The 20,961-nt window shown below is 71.5% G+C and carries 20 protein-coding genes and 2 pseudogenes; 14 read left to right on the top strand and 8 right to left on the bottom strand.

Going from position 1 to position 20,961, the window contains the following annotated elements; genetic code table 11:
* Positions 1–24: 24 nt before the first annotated feature.
* The 8 genes from IFU19_RS01850 (at position 25) to IFU19_RS01815 (ending at position 8,173) form a co-directional block, all read left to right on the top strand.
* The gene (locus IFU19_RS01850; RefSeq protein ID WP_192012767.1) at positions 25–1,161 is read left to right on the top strand and encodes a Gfo/Idh/MocA family protein; all 1,137 of its coding nucleotides are present in this window, start codon (positions 25–27) and stop codon (positions 1,159–1,161) included.
* Positions 1,158–1,916 carry a hypothetical protein gene (locus tag IFU19_RS01845; protein ID WP_192012766.1) on the top strand — a complete coding sequence of 253 codons (759 nt, stop codon included), beginning with the start codon at positions 1,158–1,160 and terminating at the stop codon, positions 1,914–1,916. The genes IFU19_RS01850 and IFU19_RS01845 overlap by 4 nt, the downstream gene beginning before the upstream one ends.
* Before the next feature lie 108 nt (positions 1,917–2,024).
* On the top strand, positions 2,025–3,041 hold the full coding sequence (locus tag IFU19_RS01840) for a VOC family protein (RefSeq protein ID WP_055832593.1): 1,017 nt from the start codon (positions 2,025–2,027) through the stop codon (positions 3,039–3,041).
* A 33-nt stretch (positions 3,042–3,074) separates the two neighbouring features.
* On the top strand, positions 3,075–4,022 hold the full coding sequence (locus tag IFU19_RS01835) for a fumarylacetoacetate hydrolase family protein (RefSeq protein WP_192012765.1): 948 nt from the start codon (positions 3,075–3,077) through the stop codon (positions 4,020–4,022).
* Positions 4,019–5,008 (top strand): cyclase family protein, encoded by a 990-nt coding sequence (locus tag IFU19_RS01830; protein ID WP_191925286.1) that lies wholly within the window; start codon positions 4,019–4,021, stop codon positions 5,006–5,008. The genes IFU19_RS01835 and IFU19_RS01830 overlap by 4 nt, the downstream gene beginning before the upstream one ends.
* A 35-nt stretch (positions 5,009–5,043) precedes the next feature.
* Positions 5,044–6,177 (top strand): FAD-dependent monooxygenase, encoded by a 1,134-nt coding sequence (locus IFU19_RS01825; RefSeq protein ID WP_192012764.1) that lies wholly within the window; start codon positions 5,044–5,046, stop codon positions 6,175–6,177.
* Positions 6,174–7,211, top strand: a complete 1,038-nt coding sequence (locus IFU19_RS01820; protein WP_192012763.1) for an amidohydrolase family protein — start codon at positions 6,174–6,176, stop codon at positions 7,209–7,211. The genes IFU19_RS01825 and IFU19_RS01820 overlap by 4 nt, the downstream gene beginning before the upstream one ends.
* Positions 7,208–8,173 carry a fumarylacetoacetate hydrolase family protein gene (locus IFU19_RS01815; protein ID WP_191916092.1) on the top strand — a complete coding sequence of 322 codons (966 nt, stop codon included), beginning with the start codon at positions 7,208–7,210 and terminating at the stop codon, positions 8,171–8,173. The genes IFU19_RS01820 and IFU19_RS01815 overlap by 4 nt, the downstream gene beginning before the upstream one ends.
* Positions 8,174–8,550: 377 nt before the next feature.
* Here the strand turns inward: IFU19_RS01815 and IFU19_RS01810 are convergent, their stop codons facing one another.
* Positions 8,551–9,879 (bottom strand): hypothetical protein, encoded by a 1,329-nt coding sequence (locus IFU19_RS01810; RefSeq protein ID WP_207301766.1) that lies wholly within the window; start codon positions 9,877–9,879, stop codon positions 8,551–8,553.
* Between the two features lie 382 nt (positions 9,880–10,261).
* Between IFU19_RS01810 and IFU19_RS01805 the strand changes: the two genes are divergently transcribed.
* The 3 genes from IFU19_RS01805 (at position 10,262) to IFU19_RS01795 (ending at position 13,663) form a co-directional block, all read left to right on the top strand.
* A complete protein-coding gene (locus IFU19_RS01805) occupies positions 10,262–10,399 on the top strand; it encodes a hypothetical protein (RefSeq protein ID WP_192012761.1) in 138 nt (45 codons plus the stop codon).
* Between the two features lie 130 nt (positions 10,400–10,529).
* Positions 10,530–12,023 carry an MDR family MFS transporter gene (locus tag IFU19_RS01800; protein ID WP_192012760.1) on the top strand — a complete coding sequence of 498 codons (1,494 nt, stop codon included), beginning with the start codon at positions 10,530–10,532 and terminating at the stop codon, positions 12,021–12,023.
* 26 nt (positions 12,024–12,049) lie between these two features.
* The gene (locus IFU19_RS01795) at positions 12,050–13,663 is read left to right on the top strand and encodes a GMC oxidoreductase (protein ID WP_192012759.1); all 1,614 of its coding nucleotides are present in this window, start codon (positions 12,050–12,052) and stop codon (positions 13,661–13,663) included.
* A 437-nt stretch (positions 13,664–14,100) separates the two neighbouring features.
* On the opposite strand, the pseudogene IFU19_RS01790 reads toward IFU19_RS01795, so the two are convergent.
* From IFU19_RS01790 to IFU19_RS01775, 4 genes and pseudogenes are all read right to left on the bottom strand, one after another.
* Positions 14,101–15,117 (bottom strand): annotated as a pseudogene (locus tag IFU19_RS01790) (DUF222 domain-containing protein); the annotation flags it as partial.
* 262 nt (positions 15,118–15,379) lie between these two features.
* A complete protein-coding gene (locus tag IFU19_RS01785; protein ID WP_192012758.1) occupies positions 15,380–16,534 on the bottom strand; it encodes a Gfo/Idh/MocA family protein in 1,155 nt (384 codons plus the stop codon).
* Entirely contained in the window at positions 16,507–17,214 is a 708-nt protein-coding gene (locus IFU19_RS01780; protein ID WP_192012757.1) for a ThuA domain-containing protein, read from the bottom strand. Before IFU19_RS01780 ends, IFU19_RS01785 begins: the two co-directional genes overlap by 28 nt.
* 190 nt (positions 17,215–17,404) lie before the next feature.
* Positions 17,405–17,977, bottom strand: a complete 573-nt coding sequence (locus IFU19_RS01775; RefSeq protein ID WP_192012756.1) for a hypothetical protein — start codon at positions 17,975–17,977, stop codon at positions 17,405–17,407.
* Positions 17,978–18,135: 158 nt separating this feature from the next.
* On the opposite strand from IFU19_RS01775, the gene IFU19_RS01770 reads away from it, so the two are divergent.
* The 3 genes from IFU19_RS01770 to IFU19_RS01760 all read left to right on the top strand — a co-directional run bounded on the left by IFU19_RS01770 (position 18,136) and on the right by IFU19_RS01760 (position 19,409).
* Positions 18,136–18,525 carry an ester cyclase gene (locus IFU19_RS01770; protein ID WP_055832614.1) on the top strand — a complete coding sequence of 130 codons (390 nt, stop codon included), beginning with the start codon at positions 18,136–18,138 and terminating at the stop codon, positions 18,523–18,525.
* 162 nt (positions 18,526–18,687) lie between these two features.
* A complete protein-coding gene (locus IFU19_RS01765; RefSeq protein WP_055832616.1) occupies positions 18,688–18,972 on the top strand; it encodes a hypothetical protein in 285 nt (94 codons plus the stop codon).
* Positions 18,972–19,409: a BLUF domain-containing protein gene (locus IFU19_RS01760; RefSeq protein ID WP_191925297.1), complete on the top strand. Its 438-nt coding sequence runs from the start codon at positions 18,972–18,974 to the stop codon at positions 19,407–19,409. Before IFU19_RS01765 ends, IFU19_RS01760 begins: the two co-directional genes overlap by 1 nt.
* A gap of 64 nt (positions 19,410–19,473) precedes the next feature.
* On the opposite strand, the pseudogene IFU19_RS01755 reads toward IFU19_RS01760, so the two are convergent.
* The 3 genes and pseudogenes from IFU19_RS01755 to IFU19_RS01750 form a co-directional block, all read right to left on the bottom strand.
* Positions 19,474–20,013: pseudogene (locus IFU19_RS01755) on the bottom strand (SGNH/GDSL hydrolase family protein); the annotation flags it as partial.
* Between the two features lie 15 nt (positions 20,014–20,028).
* Positions 20,029–20,172, bottom strand: a complete 144-nt coding sequence (locus IFU19_RS16530) for a hypothetical protein (protein WP_249405302.1) — start codon at positions 20,170–20,172, stop codon at positions 20,029–20,031.
* An 82-nt stretch (positions 20,173–20,254) separates the two neighbouring features.
* The gene (locus IFU19_RS01750; protein ID WP_192012755.1) at positions 20,255–20,863 is read right to left on the bottom strand and encodes a YdeI/OmpD-associated family protein; all 609 of its coding nucleotides are present in this window, start codon (positions 20,861–20,863) and stop codon (positions 20,255–20,257) included.
* Positions 20,864–20,961 lie beyond the last annotated feature (98 nt).

Below are 20,961 nucleotides of genomic sequence, written 5' to 3'. Positions count from 1 at the left end.
TGAAGTGGACGCGAGGGAGCGGACATGGCGTGGGGCGTAGGCATCATCGGGGCGGGGCCGGGGGTCGCCGCGCTGCACGCCCCGACCCTGGCGCGCACGGCCGGTGACTTCCGGCTCGTCCACGTCAGCGACGCGGGCAGCGGCCGGGCGGCGGCGATCGCCGAGCGGTTCGGCGCCCGCTCCTCGTCGGGTCTCGACGCCCTGCTGGCCGATCCCGACGTCGACGTCGTGGCCATCTGCAGCCCGCCCGCGCAGCACGCCGCGCACGTGCGGGCGAGCCTGGCCGCCGGTCGCCGCGCCCTCTTCTGCGAGAAACCCCTGGCGACCTCCCTCGACGAGGCGGAGCAGATCGTCGCCGCCTGCGCCGCGGCGGGCGCCCTGCTCGTCGTCGGCACGAACCACCTGTTCGACCCCGCGTGGGTACGTGCGACTCACCACCTGGATGCCATCGACCGGCGCATCGCGGCGGTCACCGTCACCCTGTGCCTCTCGCCCAACGACCGCTATCACGCGCTCGTCATGGGCGAGCCGCTGCCCGCCCCGCCCGGATCGGCGAGGCCCCCGCTGGATCTGTCCGACCCCGCGCAGAGCGCCGCGATCGTGCGCCAGCTCATCGTCGGACTCGCCGTGCACGACCTGCCCCTCGTGCGCGACCTCGTTCCGGATGCCACCGAGGTGGCGTGGGCGCGCCCGATCGCGCCGATCGGCTTCGATCTCGGGCTCCGCTCGGCCGATGCGGTGGTGCGCTTCACCGTGCTGATGGTTCCCGAGGGGGCGGATTCGCTCTGGCGCGTGAGCATCGCGACGGCCGGTGACCGCATCGACGTCGACTTCCCGCCGCCCTTCGTGCACGCGGGGAGTGCCCGCATCGCGGTGCGCGACGCACGCGGTGTCGAGACCGTGTATCCCCTCGACCGGCGCGACGGCTACGACGCCGAATGGGGGGCCCTCGCGGCTCTGCTCCGCGGCGACACGGCCATGGAGTACGACGAGCTCCGCGCCGACGCGGCCTTCGTGCTCGCCGTCGCCGACGCGGCCGCGGCGGTGATCCGAGGCGGGGGCGCCCCGGGCTCGGTCGTCGCGCCCGCCCCGAGCGCCGGCCCGACCGTCCCCGCACCCGCACCCGCACCCGCACCCGCACCCGCCGGGAGCGCGTCATGACCGCCGTCGCCGTCTCGACCGATCTTCCCGCCTACCGGGCGGCCATCGCCGAGCTGGCGCCGCGTGCCCGGCTCGCCGATCCGACCGACGCGGGGCCCGTACGCGTGATCGACGGTCGAGGAGCGTGGTGGGACCGCGTGTCCGACGCCCGTGATGCGGCCGGGATCGTGCTCGATGAGCCCCGTCCGGCATCCGAGGCCGTGCACCGTGCACTGCGCGACCTGCCCGTTCCTGTCGTGGTGGTGCGTCGACGTCTGCGCGCCGACGTGACGGCCGATGCGGAACCGCCCCTCGCCCCGCTGCACGTCACCCTCGACGCGTGGGGGCCGCCGGCCGATGCCGCCACCCTTCTTCGCGACGCCGTCGGGTGGGCGCGGGTGCTGGGCGGGGGCCCGCTCGAGGTCGTGGCCCGCGCGGTGACCCCGCTCGCCGCCACCCTCGCGCTCCGCGGCGCCGCGGGGGGTGCGAGCGTCACCCGCGCGGTCGCGGGCGGGGGTCGCGGTGGTCCGTCGGGGGCGGGTGGCGCGGTGACGGCGCTCGCGCTGGGCCAGCGGAGGGTCGAGGTGCGGGTGGATGCCGCGACGATGACGACGCAGGTCGCCCACGACGACGAACGAGGACGCAGGATCGTCTCGTCGCGGCGGGAATCGGCCGAGCGGTTGGGGCTCCGTCGGGTGATCGAGGCGGTCGCCACCGGGGCGGTCCTCGCCGATCTCGACGACCTGCGACACGACGACGTTCTCGCGACGGGCTGATCAGTCAGGCCGATGTCCGGCATCCACAGAATCGGGTTCCCTGATACCGACTTCGGTCGGATAGTGGAAGAAGAGTCGGAACGACCCGATTCACCGAAAGGATCGAAGATGATCAAGCTTCTCTCTCATCTGTCGTTCGTCGCGATCACGACTCCTGATGTCGAGGCCTCGGTGGACTTCTACGTCAACCAGGTGGGGCTGACCGAGGTCGCCCGCGAAGACGGCCGTGTGTACCTCCGCTGCTGGGGCGACTACTACGCCTACTCCGTCGTCGTCGCCCAGGGCGACGAGCCGGCTCTCGAGACCATGGCCTGGCGCACCTCGTCGGCCGAGGCACTCGAAGAGGCCGCGAAGCGCGTGCAGGCCGCCGGCATCGAGGGCGAGTGGTTCGAGGGACGCGGCATCGGGCGCGCGTTCCGCTTCACCGGTCCGCAGGGGCACAACATGACCCTGCACTGGGACGTCGAGCGTCACCGTGCCGAGCCGCACACCGCCTCGATCTACCCCGACCGTCCCGAGAAGCGCAGCCCGATCGCCGGTGCCCCGCGCCAGCTCGACCACGTCACAGTCGCGGCCAAGGACGTCGACGCGTTCGTGCAGTGGTACGTCGACACGCTCGGCTTCCGCTTCATGGCGCGCACCGTGCTCGACGAGGCGCCCATCTCGGTGTTCTCGGTGCTCACCACGAACGAGAAGTCGCACGACCTCGGCGTCGTGCTCGACGGATCGAGCCGTGCCGGTCGCGTGAACCACTACGCCTTCTGGGTCGACACCCGCGAAGAGCTCCTCATCGCCGCCGACACGCTCATGGAGAACGGCGTGCCGATCGAATACGGTCCGAACATTCACGGCATCGGCGAGCAGACGTTCCTCTACTACCGCGAGCCGTCGAGCCTGCGTATCGAGCTGAACACGGGCGGCTACCGCAACTACGTGCCCGACTGGGAGGCCAACACCTGGAAGCCCTCGCTCGGCTCGAACAACATGTACCGCAACGGCGCCATGCCGATGTCGATGACCGAGTCGTTCCCGCCCGCCGACGGCCCCAGCGCCACCGAAGAGGGTGTGCCCGACGAGATCAAGGACGCACTGCTGAACCCCTACGCCCAGCAGGGCCGGGGCTGACTGACGATCCCGGTCGGGGAAAGTGAGAATGACATGACGACCGCACCTTACGCACTCGCCCGCTATCGCGACGGGGATGCCGTGCGCGTCGGCCTCGTGGCCGGCGACCGCATCCGCCCGCTCGACGCAGCCGTGCTGGGCGGCGGTCTGAACGTCTTCCTCGCCGACCCCGACTGGGACCGCATCGCCGCCTTCGCGGACGCGCCGGGGGAGTGGCGACCCATCACCGACGTCACCCTCACCGCCCCCGTCGAGCCGCGGCAGGTGCTGCAGACCGGCGCCAACTACCGCGAGCACGTCATCGAGCTCGTGGCCGCAGGCCTGACGCAGAACACCGACCGCACGCCCGACGAGGCCCGGGCGTTCGCCGCCGACATGATGGACGAGCGCGCCCGCAGCGGCGAGCCGTACTTCTTCATCGGCCTGACCGCCTGCGTCGTCGGCGACGACGTTCCCCTCGTCCTGCCCGCGTACAGCGAGGTGCACGACTGGGAGCTGGAGCTGGCCGTCGTCATCGGCCGCGAGGCGTTCCGCGTCTCGCGCGAAGACGCCCTCGACCACGTCGCCGGGTACACGATCGTGAACGACGTGACCACGCGCGACCTCGTGTTCCGCAAGGACATGAAAGAGATCGGCACCGATTGGTACCGGGCGAAGAACGCGCCCGGGTTCCTGCCGACGGGCCCGCTGCTCGTCCCCGCGCACTTCGTCGACCCCGCCGACACCCCCGTGCGCCTCGAACTGAACGGTCAGGTGATGCAGGATGCCTCGACGTCCGACCTGCTGTTCGACGTGCCGGCGCTCGTCTCGGCGGCGTCGCAGACCCACCCGCTCCTGCCCGGCGACCTGCTGCTGACCGGCAGCCCCGCCGGCAACGGACAGCACTGGAAGCGCTTCCTGCGCGACGGCGACGTGATGACGGGAACCATCGGCGCGCTCGGCACCCAGGTCGTGCGGTGCGTGGCGGAGGACGCGGAATGACGCCGTCCGAGAACCCGGCCGACCTCGACCGCCAGAACCCCGAGTCCGAGATCGCGGCGCGCGCCGAGGCTTACCGCAATTGGGGGCGGTGGGGCGATGACGACGTGCTCGGCACCCTGAACTTCATCGACGCCGAGAAACGCCGGGCGGCCGCCGCACTGGTGCGCGACGGCGTCTCGATCTCGCTGTCGCAACCCTTCGACACCGACGGCCCGCAGAAGGGCTGGCGCCGACGCACCAATCCGGTGCACACGATGACCGACACGGGAACCGACGCCGAGCGCGGTAACCAGGGCTTCCCCCACGGCATCGGCGGAGCCGACGACGTCATCTCGATGCCCCTGCAGTGCTCGACCCAGTGGGACGGCCTCGGCCACATCTTCGACCACGGCTTCGCATGGAACGGCCGCCGCGCGGGCGACGTCGTCACCAGCGACGGCGACCTGGTCACCGGAATCGAGCACGCGGCCGACGTCATCGTCTCGCGCGGTGTGCTGCTCGACCTCGGCCGCCACCTCGCGCCCGAGACCGGCGAGCTCGCCGACGGTCACGCCATCACCGCCGACGACCTCGACGCGTGCGCGGCGGCCGAGGGGGTGCGGATCGGTCGCGGCGACATCGTGCTCGTGCGCACCGGCCACTACACGCGCGCCCGTCGTGACGGCTGGGGCGACTACGCCGGTGGCCCCGCCCCCGGGCTCTCGCTCACCACCGCCGGCTGGCTGCACCGCACCGAGATCGCCGCGATCGCGACCGACACCTGGGGCTTCGAGGTGCGACCGAACGAGTTCGACGTGCCGGCGTTCCAGCCACTGCACCAGGTCGTCATCCCGAACATGGGCCTGACGATCGGCGAGATGTGGAACCTCGACGCGCTCGCCGAACACTGCGCCTCCGCGGGACGCTGGGAGTTCCTGCTCTCGGCGCCGCCGCTGCCGATCACCGGGGCCGTCGGGTCGCCCGTGAACCCCGTCGCCCTGCTGTAATCCCCCACCCCGTCCCAGAACAGAGAGGTTCTGACATGACCGCCGTTCAGAAAGTCGCGATCGCCGGAGCCGGCGTCGCAGGCCTGGCCACCGCCATCTTCCTCAGCAAGGCCGGCGTCGAGGTCGACCTCTACGACGCCCAGCCCGCGCTGTCCACGCGCGGATCGGGCATCACGCTGCAGGGCAACGCCCTGCGCGTCTTCGACGAGCTCGGCGTGTGGGACGAGATCGCCGCAGCCGGAAAGGCGTTCGAGGGCCTCAACCTGCGCGCCCCCGGCCCCGGCGCCCCCGTCGTCGCCGCCCTCCCCGACCTGAAGACCGGTGGTCCCGACTACCCCTCCACGATGGGCATGTCGCGCCCCGACCTCGCCCGCATCCTGCTGTCCGCGGCCGAGAAGAACGGGGCGCGCGTGCACTTCGGTCAGCGCGTGACACGCGTCTCGCAGACCGACGACGGCGTCGCGATCGAGGTCGACGGCGAGCCCGCGGGCACGTTCGACCTGCTCGTCGGGGCCGACGGCCTGCACTCCGCGGTGCGCGAGATGATCGGCATCCACGTCGCGCCCGAGCAGACCGGCATGGGCATCTGGCGCACCTTCGTGTCGCTCCCGCCCGACGTCGACCGCAGCGAGCTGTACTACGGCGGACCGATGTACATCGCCGGGTACACCCCCACCGGCGACGACACGATGTACGCCTTCCTCGTCGAGGCGGCTCAAGACCGCTCCGGCGCCACGCCCGAAGAGGCCCGCCGCATCATGGTCGAGCAGTCCCGCGCGTACGACGGCCCGTGGAACCACATCCGCGCCGACATCGAGGCCGGCGCCGACGCCAACTACACGTGGTTCACTCGCCACCTCGTCGAGGCGCCGTGGAACCGCGGTCGCGCCGTCGTCATCGGCGACGCCGCGCACAGCTGCCCTCCCACGATCGCCCAGGGCGCCGCCCAGGGCCTCGAAGACGCGGCCGTGCTGAGCGAGCTCCTCGTGAACCGGGATGCCGTCGACCAGGCGCTGTGGGACGAGTTCCACGCCCGCCGCGTCGAACGGGCCAAGGCCATCGTCGACGCCTCGGTGCAGCTCGGGCAGTGGCAGCTCGACGGCGTCCGCGACGCCGACATGGGCGGTCTGATGTTCGGCGTCGCGCAGCTCACGGCGGCCCGCGCGTGAGCCTCACGAGCGACGGCGCCGCGAACGGCGAGATCACCGACGTCCACGCGCACCTGCTCATGCCCGGCCTGCACGCCGAGGTCGAGCGTCGCGTGCCCGACGAGGTGCAGGCCGCGGCCGACCTCGAGCGGCGGCGCAACGGCGTCGAGAGCCTGCAGGCCTCGGGCCGAATGATCGGCGAGCGCTTCCCGCGCCTCACCGACGTGGGCGCCCGTCTGGCCGCGATGGACGCGCAGGGCGTCGACCGGCAGTGGGTCAGCCCCTCGCCGAACCACTTCTACCCGTGGGCGAACGAGGGTCTCGCGACCTGGGCGAGCGGTGAGGCGAACCGCCTGATCGCCGAGCACGTCGCCGCCGCCCCCGACCGCCTCGTCGGCCTCGGCGTCGTGCCGCTGCAGCACCCGCACCTCGTCGTCGACGCGCTCGACGACGCCGTGCTCGGTCGCGGTCTCGCGGGTGTGGAGATCTCGTCGTTCGCGGGCGACGTCGAGCTCAGCGACCCGCGTCTGGAGCCTTTCTGGGCGCGAGCGGCGGAACTGCGGGCCGTGGTGTTCCTGCACCCGTTCGGCTGCTCGCTCGACGAGCGCCTCGACCGCTTCTACCTCTCCAACACCGTCGGGCAGCCGACCGAGAACGCCGTCGCGCTGTCGCACCTGATCTTCGCGGGCGTGCTGGATCGGCATCCGGGACTCCGACTCGTCGCCGCGCACGGCGGGGGGTATCTCCCCACCGCGATCGGGCGCTCCGACCGCGCGTGGCGGGTGCGCCCCGAGGCGCACGGCTGCGCGCACGCGCCGTCGACGTACCTCTCGCGGATCTGGTTCGACACCGTCGTGCACGACGAGCGGGCGCTGCGCTGGCTCGTCGAGGTGGCGGGGGCCGACCGCGTGCTCCTCGGCAGCGACTTCCCCTTCGACATGGGTCTCGACGAGCCCGTCGCGTTCGTGCGCGGGGCGGGACTGCCCGACGAGGCCGTCCGCGCCGTCCTGGGTGAGAACGCCGCCGACCTGCTGCGCACCCGGGTGCACGCGTGAGGATCGCGCGCTGGGCCGACGGCGCCGATGTCGGGGAGGGTTTCATCGACGCCGACACCGTCGTCCCGTTTCCCGACGGCCTGCGGGTCGCCGAGGTGCTCGCTCAGGGTCTGAGCGCGCTCCCGGCGCTGTTCGCCCGGCGTGACACCGACACCGCGCGCCCCCTGGCCGAGGTGCGCCTGCTCGCCCCGTTGGTGCCGGCGTCGATCCGCGACTTCGTGGCTTTCGAGGAGCACGTCGAGGGCGTGAGCGCCTCGGTCGACGGAAAGAGCGAGGTCGTGCCCGAGTGGTACGAGGCCCCGACGTTCTACTTCACCAATCCGCACACCGTCCGCGCGACGGGCGACGTCGTGGCGATCCCCGAGACGCAGCGCCTCGACGTGGAGCTCGAACTCGCCGTCGTCATCGGTGCAGCGCCCGGCTCCACCGGTGAGAACGTGGATGCCGCGACAGCCGCCTCCCACATCTTCGGCTACACCGTCATGAACGACTGGTCGGCGCGAGACTTGCAGTCGCGCGAGATGAAGGTGCGCCTGGGACCCGCGAAGGGCAAGGACTTCGCGATGACGCTCGGGCCTTGGATCGTCACGGCCGACGAGCTGGAGCCGTACCTCGACGCCGACGGATTCCTCGCCGTCCGCGCGGAGCTGTTCGTCAACGGGGAGCTCGTCGGGCACGACCTCGTGTCGAACATGGGGTGGCCCTTCCCCGAGCTCGTGGCCTACGCGGCGCGCAACTCCGTCGTCGTCCCCGGTGACGTGCTCGGCTCGGGAACGGTGGGAGGCGGCGGATGCCTCGGCGAGCTCTGGGGGCGTCGCGGGGCGCTCGATCCCCGTCCGCTCGAACCGGGCGACGAGGTGCGCCTGGTCATCGAGGGCGTCGGCGAGGTCGTCAACGTCGTCGGCCCGCGCGTGGCGGCGCCGCCCGTCGCGCGGGCGCGGTCGCGGGCGCGGTCGCGATGAGCACCCCGTCTCTCGATCGGGCGGCCTCTTCTCGCGCCGTGTGCCGCCCCGTTGAGCACCCTGAAAACGCCGTGCGCCGCCCCGGTGCCGCCAGACGCCCGCGGGGCGCCACGCCGCGGGTGCCCCGCGAGATCCACGTCTCGATGACGACGACCGAGGTCTCCGTCGCCGAGGCGCTGATGCCCCGCGTGGAGTACGCCACGTCGGGTCGCCCAGCCGATCGACGGTCCGGTCGCTGAATAAGGAGCCCAACCCGACGATCCAGCAGACGGCGGCGAGGGGGCCTGCGGGCGGCGGAGGCACTGACGACCGCCTGCTCTATGGTGACGATTGACGGTGGTCGGTGTCGCTCCGGTTGTATTCGTCATCGACGACGCTTAATCGGATGTGTTGAGTGTGTCGATGTACCTCTCGATGCTGTCTCGGTCCGCTTCGGTGAGGTGGTCGTCGGTGTACTCGATCACGATCCAATTCGACCGATACGTGTCCGCTGCCGACGTCGCAAAAGCGGCGCCGGCGTCCGTGGTCGTGAACTTCCGGTACTTGGCGTGGTCCGCGCGGTAGCCCTGGATGCATCCGTCAACGTCGCGACATAATTCCTCCGTCGCCTCCGTGTAGCCGTGCAGGGCGGGATCATCGACGCTGGCGTAATCAAAGCTCCCGAGGTCGATGTCCTGACGAGTGTCGCGTGTCAGGATCACGAAGAGTGCGATGGCGAGCATCGCGCTGATCGCGGCAGCAGCGATAGCTCCGCTCACGATCAGCACGACGCGCCTCGTCATGGTTCGGGTCACTACCAGTTGCACTTCGAGGGGTATGCGCCCCCGTCTGTGCGCCACCATGGTCGGTTGGCGCGGAAGCCTTCGAGGTCCCAGGAGGGCCCGCCGCTGGCCGGAGTATAGGCGCCCAGAACGTGGCACTGGTACTGCTGGTAGTGGGTCGCTCTGCTGCTCAATATCCGCACCCGTCCGACGGCCTCGTTCCACCCTGCGCCGTTGAGGATGAGCTGTCCCTGCCCCCATCCGAGGACGCCGATTTGAATAGATCTGCCCCAGCCGGATGTCACCAGCTTGATATTCCAAGCGCCGCGTTCCCAGTTCGCGTACTCGACCCTGCTCAACAGTTGCTGTCCCATCCAGGGGTCGGCCACGACAGGATATGCGACCGTGTCGACGGTGTGATCGACGATCTGCCGAAGCGTTGACCCGTGGATCTCCGTAGTGCGTGGCAACTGCGCGGCCGTTCGCGTCGACCGCCCACGCAGGCGCAATGCCGATGACGAGCTTTTCTTCTTCCATGGCGATGACGACACCAGATTCGTTGTCGAGCGTGAGGGTGGTCCCATCGGGAAGGGTCAGGTCGTAGTCGTAGTGCGTCGGGGCAGACTCGTCGTTGATGATCGTTGTGACCTGAACCGATCCGTCATCCTTCAGAACGGGAACGGTCGTGACACCGTCTGCGCCGTCGAAGCTGATCACCGCGTCATCGATGCGTTCGCCCTGCACCGTCGCCTTCGTGTCCGGCATCCCGATCGCTACGTTGCCGATTGTGATCGGTTCGTCGGACGTGCCCGGAATGACCGTTGTGCTGCCTTCTGTGTTGAGAGACAGGCTGCCGTCGTTGCCCGTTGTGATCTCATTGGGGTCAGCCAGGTCATTGAGGACTTCCCGCTCTGGAGCGTCGGTGCTGGCGGCCACCTCCGTCACTGACAGAAGCGTATCCAACGGCTCGGGCGCCTCCCCATCCTCAGCGTTTGCGACCGCGGGCAGTCCTGTGAACATGACGACCGCGACGGTCGCGGTCGCCGCAGTGCAGATCCAACGATTTTTTCTCATAGTCCCCCTGGAACGTCAGAGCTAGTACCGGAGACCCCGGGCTTGGGGAACGTATCGTCAACGTGCGCCGCCGGAACTCGGCCCGAAGTTGCGTTCGCGGGGTGTTCCTAAGCAAGCGACCTGAACGCCGCGGTCACGTCCCGGTCCATCGGGCGACGGAGTTCATCCTCCGATTCACCATGATCTTCAGCGGGAAGAGGATGGCCCTCGTCTGCCGTGATGCCGGTGCCTCTCGGCCGGGGAGGTCGATGGGGTGACCGGCATCGTGTCCTTCCGGCTGCGGATCGCGGCCCTCGTCATCGGCGCCGAGATTGGCGTCAACTGGCAACAGGCGGTGTCGGGACAGGCTCTGCCGGGTGCGGCGACGATACCCTCTTGGGTCTCTCATTAATGTTGAAAACCGACATAAGTCGGGTATGGTGGAACAGACGTCGGGACCCATCGGGTCCGTTCGCCCGGTGAGGGAGCCGGAGCGGCACATACGGTCGCGTCGATCGCCCGGTCGTACGGGCGCCCCGCGAATGACTCTCTCTCCCGCCCGCGTACGCATCCTCGTCGCGGCCCTGCTCACGGTGTCGTTCCTCGGCGCCCTCGACCACACCGTCGTCTCGACCTCGCTCGCCACGATCGCCGGCGACCTCGGCGCCCTGGAGCACATGAGCTGGATCATGGTCGGCTACACGCTGGCCGCGACCGCCATGCTCCCCGTGCTCGGCAAGCTCGGCGACATCGTCGGGCCGCGCCGCGTGTTCCTCGTGTCGATCGTGACCTTCCTCGTCGCCTCGCTCATCTGCGGCTTCGCGCCCGACCTGGGCTGGCTCATCGCCGCGCGCGTCCTGCAGGGGCTCGGCTCGGCGGGCATCCAGCTGATGTCGCAGACGATCATCGCCCGCGTCACCAGCCCGCGGCAGCGCCCCCGCTACATGGCCATCATCGGGGCGGCCTTCCCCGTCGCGATCGTCGTCGGGCCCGTCGTCGGCGGTCTCATCACCGACTACTGGGGATGGTCGTGGGTGTTCTGGATCAACATCCCCGTCGGTCTCGTCGCCCTCGCCCTCGCCCTGATCGCCCTCCCGCGCCTTCCCGGCGGCGCCCACCCGCGCTTCGACATCCCCGGCTCCGTCGTGTTCACCGGCTCGCTGCTCGCGCTCGTGCTGGCCGTGACCTGGATCGGCGACGAGGGCCTTCGCCCCGCGGCGATCATCTGCGCGGTCGTGGCGGTCGTCGGCATCCTGGCCCTCGTCGCGATCGAGCGGCGCGCGGCCGAGCCGATCCTGCCGCCCCGGATCCTGCGCAACCGCACGATCCTGGCCTGCCTCGGCCTCTCGCTCATCATCGGCGCCGGTCTGTTCGCGGTCGTCGCGTACGTGCCCACGTACATCCAGATGGCGTACCGCACGACGGCGACCGTGTCGGGTCTCGTCCCCATCGCGACCGTGCTCGGCATGCTCGTCAGCAACCTGCTCACCGGGTGGCTCGTCAGCCGCTCCGGCCGCTACCGCGCCTACCCGGTCATCGGCACCGCGCTCGGAGCCGCCGGCCTCGGCGTCATGGCCGCGCTCCCCGTGGGAGCGCCGCTGTGGGTTCCGATGATCGTCATGGCGACCGTCGGCATCGGAACCGGCTCCTTCATGAACCTCATCTTCGCCGTCGTCCAGAGCGCCGCGCGGCGCGACGACCTCGGCGCCGTCACCGCCACGACCAACATCGTGCGCCAGGTCGGCTCAGCCGTCGGCACCGCGGTCATCGGGGGCGTGGTCGGCTTCGGCGTCGCGGCGAACCTCCCCTCGGGGGTGGATGCCAACACCCTGACCCCCGCGGCGGTCCGCGCCGCGCCCGCCGACCTGCAGGACCAGGTCGCCGCGATCTACCACGACGTCTTCGCCCCCGTCTTCCTCGGCCTCGCGGTCGTCTACGCCTGCGGCATCGTCATCGCGCTGCTGCTTCCCCCGGGACGTCTGTCGGATGAGACGCCCACCCCGGCGGCCCCCGCCGCCACCCGTCAACCCGCCTGATCCCCGCCCGTCTCAAAGGAGAGAACATGTCCGACACCCCCACCATCGCCGTCGTCGGCAGCGGGCCCATCGGTGCCGCCTACGCCCGCGTCCTGCTCGAGAACCTCCCCACCGCCCGCGTGATCATGTTCGAGGCCGGCCCCCAGGTCACCGAACGCCCCGGCGAGAGCGTGCGCAACATCGTCGACCCCGACGAGAAGGCCCGCGCCCGCGAGCGCTCGCAGGGCCCGCAGGCCGGGGACTTCCGCGAGTCGCTGGGCCTGCCCGCCGGTGCCGTCGTCGAGGGCATGTTCACCGCCCGCCAGGGCACCCACCTGCTCGACTTCGGCGGCGAGGGCTCGGCGCACGCGCCGACCTTCCCCGCCGCGGCCGCCGCCACCAACGTCGGCGGCCAGGGCTCGCACTGGACCTGCGCGATCCCGCGCCCCGCCTTCAGCGAGAAGCTCGACTTCATCGCCGACGACGAATGGGAAGACCTCATCACCACCGCCGAGGACCTCCTGCACCACCAGAGCGCCGCCTTCTCGGACTCGCCCGTCGGCGCGGCCATCCGCACCCTGCTCGACCGGGAATTCGCCGCCGAACTGCCCGAGGGCTACGGCGTCAGCACCCTCCCCGTCGCCGGTGACCCGCAGCCCGACGGCTCCATGCGCTGGGCCGGCGCCGACATGGTGCTCGGACCCCTCATCGAGCCGGGAACCGACACCGCCGCCCGCTTCGACCTGCGCGACCTCACCCTCGTGCGTCGCATCGAGCACGATGGCACCCACGTGCGCGGACTCGTCGTCGAGGACCTCCGCACCCGGGAGGAATCCTTCGTCGACGCGGATGCCGTGATCGTCGCCGCCGACGCCTTCCGCTCGCCGCAGCTGCTGTGGGCCTCGGGCATCCGTCCCGCGCCGCTGGGCCGCTACCTCACCGAGCACCACGTGGTCATCAGCACCGTGTCCCTCGACCAGGAGCGCATGAGCGCCCTCGTCTCGGACGACGAGCTCGAGGCGGAACTCGCCCGCCGCGCCACGAACCCCGCCGACCCGGTCGCCGCGGTGAACCGCATCCCCTTCTCGGAGCCTGCCCACCCGTACTCGGCGCAGATCATGTACGCCGAGAACCCTCCCTTCCCCCTCGATCCGGCCCACCCCCAGGCGGGCAACCGTTGGGGATACGTCAACATGGGCTTCGGCGTGCGCAAGTTCCCCCGCGTCGAAGACGGCGCCACCTTCAGCGACGACGAGCTCGACTACCGCGGTCTGCCCAACTTCACGATCGAGTACGCCCTCACCGAACGCGAGGAAGCCGAGATCGCCGAGGCCACGCAGCGCCTCCGCCGCGCCGGCTCGGCGCTGGGCACCTTCATCGCGGAACCCCGCCTGCTCCCCAACGGCTCGAGCCTGCACTACATGGGCACGATGCGCGCCGGCACCGACGAGGCCACCTCGGTCGCCGATCCGTACTCCCGCGTGTGGGGCTTCGACAACCTCCTCGTCGGCGGCAACGGTCTGATCCCGACCGCCAACACGATGAACCCCACCCTGACGAGCGTCGCCATCGCCGTGCGCGGCGCCCGCCACCTCGCCGACGAACTGCGCGCGGATGCGGGCGGCGCCGACGAGGAGCGCCCCGGAGGAGCCACAGTCTGAGCGCCGGGGCCGGGACGATCGACATCCCGGTCCCGGCGCTCAGGATCGCCCCGGTGGTGCAGGCGAACACGCTCGCGCGGGCGCACCGATCCCCCGGTGTTCACCCGTCCCCGGGGCTCTTCGCTCGGTCTCGGCGCAGCGGGTGGGGGTGGCGCGCCGCGTCGAGGGCCGGGAACGAAAGCCACGGCGGGCGGGTAGGGGAGGGGCTCGTCGACGTACGTCCGCCCGGTGGGCGAGGTCCATTCGAGCACCCCGCCCGCACGCTGCCGCACCTTCCAGGCGGTGAACTGCTTCTGGGTGTGGTGACGCTGACACAGGTGGGCGAGGTTGCCCGTCTCGGTACGGCCACCCAGAGCGTGATCGTGCGTGTGGTCGACTTCGCACCGGATCGCGGGAGCGGTGCACCCGGGCCAGCGGCAGTGGCGGTCTCTCGCCCTCAGGTAACGGTCGATGGCGGCCGTGCGCTGATAGGTGTCGACGTGCAGCACGGCCCCGGTGATGGGGTGGGTGATCACGCGGTCCCACGGACGTGTGGTCGACTCGGCCAGCCGGCGAGCGGTGGCGGCGTCGATGGGACCGTGCCCCACCAGCTCGGCGGGGTCGGCGTTCTCTCGGCCGGGGTCGAGCATCGTCAGGGCCGGAACAACGACCTGTACCCGGGCGCGGATGGCTCCGAGGGTCCCCGGCCCGTCGTCGTCGCGGGTCGGGTCGGACAGGGGCGCTGCCGTGAGGAGCAGGTCGGCGAGCAGGTCGGCCCGCACCTGATCAGGCGTGCGCACGTCGGGCGCGGGTGGCGCCTGCGGCGTCCGGCCGCTCACGGGGGCGCCGCCGGCGGGCGCGCGGCTCGCCTCGCCGCTGTCCCGTGTCGCGGTGCCCGGGGGCCGCGCGTCACGGGCGTCGACGAGTGCTCGGCTCTGCTGCATCAGCCGGTCGTAGATCCCGACCGCGAGCACCGTCGGCAGCGTCGCAATGAGATCGGACATGCCGTCGCCGCCCCGGACGACCCGCACGTTCCGCCGCGCGCGACCGGCGCGGTGGCGTTCGGTGAGGGTGGTCGGCTGCAGTTGCTCGGCCAGTGCCGCCAGGCGCGTCCGGAGCAGGCCGGGACTGAGCCCCTCGGCCTCCGAGGCGGCGAGGGCGTCGAACTCCCGGTGCCGTTCCGCGGGCAGCGTCGCGCCGATGTCGGTGATCACGTGGACGTGCGCTCGCGCCAGAGCGCCCGACTGCCAGGCGTCGAGCGTCGCCGGAAAGCTCTCGGCGATCAGCATCGCGTGTCGGATCTGCGCCTGCACGGTGCGATCCGACAGGTGCTCGGCCGCCCCGATCTCGGACGCCACCTCCCGGAGGGCCAGATCGGCCTCCCGCGACGACGCCGGGCGCCCTGCGCGTCCCATGATGGCGAGACGCCCCGCTCGAGCCAACGCGCGCACCCGCCGGGCTTCGACGGATGCCATCGCGGCATCCAGATCGAGCACGTCGGTCACCACCGACGCGAGAGCCGGAGCCCCGTGATCGGGTTCTGGTGACGAGGCCGGCGGTTGCATGTGTGCACGCTAGCGGGGGCCTCCGGCCCCCTGACGAGGTGTGCGGCGAAATCGGGATGGATGACGGGACTCGGCCGATGGGGAGGAGTGGCGGGGTATCACTCGGCGCAAGGAGATGTCGCGCGCACGCCGCGCGATTCGCGAAGGCCCACGGGTTCCGCGGGCGCCTTCGCTACCCGGCCGCGCCGCGCGCAGGGAAGCCCCGCCACACCTCCACCGGCGTCAACGGAACGAGCGGTGGCACCAGAGCCGTGGTCTCGAGCACGATGCGTCGCCCTTCCCTCGCGGACAGCGGCAGTGCCGTCATGATCTCGGTCACGTGCAGCGCCATCGCCCCACTCGCGCGCCCGGGCGAGGACGCGCCACCACTCGCCGCGCCGTCGGGCTCGGCGCCTCCGCACACCATGTCGACCACGCCGATCCCGCGCCCCGCGGCAACGTACCCGGCGGTCGGCGGCAGCTCGACCCAGTCGCGGGCGCCCGGCGCCAGGTGCCGTACGACCCCGTCGAAGTTGTTCGGATCCGGCACCGCCAGCGAACCGGCCTCACCGTGCACTTCGATCGGGCTCGCCGTGGACCCGGCCGCGTCGAAGCTGAAGGTCACCGTCGACAGTGCGCCGGAGGCGTGCCGGAGCGTTCCGGTGACGTGCGTGTCGACCTCGATCGCGATGCTCTCGCCCGCGCGAGGCCCCGATCCGATGACGCGTTCGCTGCGTCCGCGTGAGACGTCGCCGGTGACACAGGCGACGGGCCCCAGCAGGTGCACCAGCGAGGTCAGGTAGTACGGCCCCATGTCGAACAGCGGCCCGCCGCCCTCGCGGTAGTAGAAGTCGGGATTCGGATGCCAGTGCTCATGGCCCGCCGACACCCACGTCGCCGTGGCGGCGGTGGGCGTGCCGATCAGGCCGCTCTCGACCGCGGCGCGCGCCGTCTGGATGCCGGTTCCGAGCACCGTGTCGGGCGCGCTGCCGATCTCGACGCCGGCCGCTTCGGCATCCGCCACGAGCTGTTTCGCGTCGTCGAGGGTCGTCGCGAGAGGCTTCTCTCCGAACACGCGTTTGCCGGCGGCGATCGCCGCGCGGGCGATGTCGGCGTGCGCGGCCGGGATCGTGAGGTTCACGACCACGTCGATGTCGTCGGCGGCGAGCAGCGCGTCGACGCTCAGCGCCCGCGCGTGGCCGAGCGACGCCGCCACCTCGGCGGCGCGTTCCGCCCGCAGATCGGCGACCGCGGCGATGCGCACGGCGGGGTGCTCGCGCAGCGTGTCGAGGTACTGCTCGCTGATGACCCCGAGGCCGATCAGACCGATGCGCGTCGGCTCGCCCACAGCAGCCCCCTCTCGATGATGGTGCGCACGTTGTCGTCGGCCAGCACCGAGGGGTCATGGCCGGGGGTCGCGACGAACACCCGTCCTTCGCCCCAGGCCCGCGTCCACACGGCGGGAGACACGATCGGTCGGTGCCACGGCTCGTCGACGCGAACCGGGTGGGTGGTGGTGGCGAGTACGTCGTTCAGATCGTCGTGCAGCACCCAGTACTGCTCCGTCGTGAGCGAGAAATCGACGATCCCGCTCATGATCTGGTGCGTGCGGCCGAGGTCGGTGAGCTCGATGCGGTGGTCGAGGAACACGTCGGTCCCGTCTCCGACGCGGTCGCCCGGATCCTTGGACGGGTGGGCGGCGAACTGGCCGCCCACCAACTGCAGGTAGTCCGCGTCGTGGCGGTACGAGTCGACGATGCCGCCGTGCCATCCGGCGAGACCGGTTCCGGCGGCCACCGCGCGCCGCAGACCCTGGATGCTCTCGCGATCGGCCTCGCTCATCGTCATGGACTGCACGACGAGATCGACGCCCCGGATCAGGTCGTCGTCGGCGTAGACGCCCGGTCCGTCCTCGATGCGCACGTCGAAGTCGTTGTCGCGCAAGAACGGCACGAACAGGTCGGTCGCCTCGATGGGATGGTGGCCCTCCCACCCCCCGCGCACGATCAGAGCTGTGCGTGACGTCATCGTCGCCCCCTTCGGCATCCGGATGCCATCGACCCGACGACGGCATCGACGGTCACGCTACCGTCGACCCCCGACATCGCCCGCGTGATCTGCGCGAACCGGACACGCTGGCCCGCGCTGCCTGCTCCGCCATCGCGCCTCCGACCCCGGAGCCCTCCGGTGGTTGTCCGCACGGGCGAGCCCGTACCCCTCACTCCGCGCGTTCGACGCCCTCGTCGTCCAGGGGGCGACGCCTCGATCGGGACACGCGCCACCAGCCGTAGTCGACCGAGGCTGCGGCGACGATCACGACGACCACTGTCTCCGGGAGCGTGGGCGGGCCGTCGTCGGTCACGAGCGCGGAGAGCCCCACGACGAGCAGTCCGGCGAGGGCGCCGAAGGCGGTCCAGACCGTGAGTTGCACGCCCGTCGAACCCACCCGGCGCAGGGCGCTCGCGACGAGCCATGCCGGCCCGACCGCCACGGCCGCGACGGCGACGGTCAGTGCGCCCCCGACGAGTCCCACGACCGCGGTCAGAGTGATGGCCAGGGTGGTGAACGCGTGCACCGGGCTGACGCCGAGCGACGGGGCCTGCTCGACGGCCTGCACGCTCGTGTCGATCACGATGACGACCAGCATGGCCAGGAGGAACATCGCGCAGGCTCGCGCCGCCGCCCGCAGGACGTCGCGCCAGCGGGCGCCCGCCCGCGAACCGCCGGCCCGCGAACCGCCCGGTCGCGCGTCGCCCTCGCGACCCGACCGCGTGCGATGTGCGTCATCCATGAGGCGAGCCTAGAGCCGCGCCGCCGCGGTCCTGGCGCCCTCCCCCGCAGGGCAGTACGCCCCGCGCTCCGCCCGCGAGGTGTCGAACCCCTCCCCGCGCCCCGCCTCGAACCCGGCCCGCCGATCCCCGCCCGCCCCACCCCGCCGATAATGGACGGGTGGAATCCTGGGAGACGCGAGAGTGGTTCGCCGACTTCCTCGACGCCCTCAACCGCCACGATCTCGACGACGTGCGGGGCTTCCTCGACCCCGGAGTCCGTCGTGCGCACCTCCCCGCGGGCGCCGACGCGTGGATCGCCGACTACGCCGACCTGCTGCGGGGCTTCCCCGACTGGCAGTGGAAGCGCATCCAGCTGCTCGTCGAAGACGATCGCCTCGCCGTGCACCTGCGCGGGGGCGGGACGCACACCGGCCCGTACGGGCACCTAGCGCCCACGCGTCGGCGCGCCAGCATCGCCGCGTTCGCGATGTACCGGATCGAGCGGGGGCGTGTCGTCGAGGCATCCGGAACCGATGACGCTGCCCAGGTGCGCGCGCTCCTGGGCTGAGGATTCCCACTGCCATCGCCGGAGTGGGCGCGGCGACGGGTCCGGATGCCGCGCCGGCGGCGGACGGGTCGCGGTTCGCCTGTCAAGGGCGCAGCGGTGTCGGAGGTGCCGGGTAGCTTCGCTCATGCCCGGTCATTCAACGGGCAGAAGGAGCGGTGTCCCATGCACGCGACTGAACGCCCCGGCGCGGGCGTCGTGTGGGCTCGTGTCGAAGACGGGTTCCACGTCGGCAGCCGCAACGGCGCCTTCCTCGGGTACATCGATCGCCAGGCCGACGGGGGCTTCCTCGCCTTCGACGGTCGCTCCCGCGTCGTCGGACGCTTCGACGCGCTGACCGCCGCGATGGCGGCCGTCACCAACGGGCAGCCCCCGCAGGACGCCGAGATCACCCTGCAGCAGGTTCGAGTGCCGGCCCCGCGCGGGCTCGGCCAGGGCGGGGTGCGCTGATGGCGGCTCCCCTCGTCTCCGTCTCGTACGTCAGCACCGAGACCGACCCCTTCGACGACGAGCGTCTGGCCGCGCTGCTCGCGCAGAGTCGGCGCTCCAATCACGAGCACGACCTCACGGGCATGTTGCTGCATCGCCGCGGGCGCTTCTTCCAGGTGCTGGAGGGGCCGCAAGACGCGGTGGACGCCCTGATCGCGAAGATCCGTGAGGACGCGCGGCACCACGACATCCGCATCCTGCTCCGTGAAGACCTCGACGACCGCCGCTTCGACGAGTGGACGATGGGCTACGAGCCCATCGGCGTGCCGTCGACGCCGCCCCCCGAGGGGTTCCGCGACACCTTCGACGACCTCGAGTCCGCCGACGACGAGATCAGCTCGCGGGCGGTGCGCGAGTTGACGGTCTGGTTCCGGGCCCGCACGGCGGGCGACCGCTGATCCCTTCGCCGCCGCGACGGCGGTCGAGTCGTTCAGCAGAGCGGGCGGGTGATCGCCTTACCGGTCACAGCGGCGGGTCGAGGGCGCGGAGCGCGGCATCCATCTTCTCGGCCATGACGGCGTATCCGGTGTCGTTCGGGTGCAAGCCGTCCGTCGCCATCCAGCTGTCGGCGTCGTCGGCGTAATGCCCGTCGAGCCAGTGGCTCGCTCCCTCGATGTGGTCGGCGCCGATCCTCTCGGCCGCGTCCTCGACCCACCCGGCGATCACGTCGACCGAGGCGGGGCGTTCCGCGGTGTACCAGAACGGCTCCACGACGACGATGCGCGCTTGCGGCAGACCGTCGTGCAGGCGCTGCAGGTCGTCGTCGATCGTCGCGCGGATCTGGTCGGCCGCGCGGTCGTAACTGAAGTTGTCGTTCAGGCCCATCGTGACGAACACGATGTCGGGCTGGTCGTCGATGACGAGGGCGGGAATGTCGTCGAGACCCGCCCCCATCGTGGCTCGGCGGTTGACGAAGCCGAGGCCGTTCTCGCTGCGGTTGATCTCCTGCCACCCGCGCTCGACCGAGACGATGGTCGACCACCGGTGGTCGGACGAGCTCGCCCCGGTCCCGCGCGTTTACGAGTCGCCGTAGAACGACACGACAGGTCCGTCGCCCGTCGGAGCGGGGACGGGGGCGGGGGAGGTCTGCGCCGAGCAGGCCGTGCCCGCCAGGATCGCGGATGCCACCACCACGAGGCTGAGCAGTCGTCGCGCGCGCATGCTCTCATTGTCGGCGCGGATGCGAGGGGCGGGGCCGTCCAGGGCGAACCGTGCCGGATCGCGCCGGGCGCGTGCCGTCGCGTCATGCGCCGAGCGCGGACCCGCTTTCGGGGGTCTCGGGGTCGTCGGCGGCCGGCGCCGCGAGCCGCGCGACGTGGCGTGCGATGCGCGCCGCGCGCGAGGTCTCGGACGTCGCCGTGACGACGGGGTGCAGCACGGAGTATCGCTCCGACTTGTTCAACGCCGCGAAGCGACGCGCGGCCGCGGGCTCGGCATCCAGTGCCGCCTGCAGCTCGGCGGGGACCTCGATCGCCGCCGACCCCGCGTAGGCGCGCTCCCAGCGGCCGTCGGCCTGTGCGCGCCGGATCTCGGCGGCACCGCGTTCGCGCATTCGCCCCTCGTCGGCGAGGCGGTCGACGATTCCGACGTTGCGCGTCGACCACATCGACCGCGCGCGGCGCGGGGTGAAGTGCTGGCGGAACGTGGCCGCGTCGCGCGACTGCTTCCGCCCGTCGATCCAGCCGCTGCACAGTGCTTCGTCGAGGGCCTCCGCGTATGTGAGCGAGGTCGGAGCGGTGGTGCCCTTCTTGGCGAGCACCAGCCACACGCCGTCGTTCGTGCTCTCGTTCTCGTCGAGCCAGGCCCGCCAGGCGTCGGCGTCGACGACGGTGAGTTCGAGGGGGTCGGTCATGTGGAGTGCCTCCTTCGCGCGGGCCGCACGAGCACGATAACGCGCACCTCCGACACGGCGCCCCTATCGGAGCGGGCACGTGCGAGGCAAGCGGCCCC

The sequence above is a fragment of the Microbacterium sp. CFBP 8794 genome (assembly GCF_014841235.1).
Lineage (GTDB): Bacteria > Actinomycetota > Actinomycetes > Actinomycetales > Microbacteriaceae > Microbacterium.
Note: the sequence above shows the minus strand (reverse complement) of the source record. Positions and strands in the feature narration are given on the sequence as shown.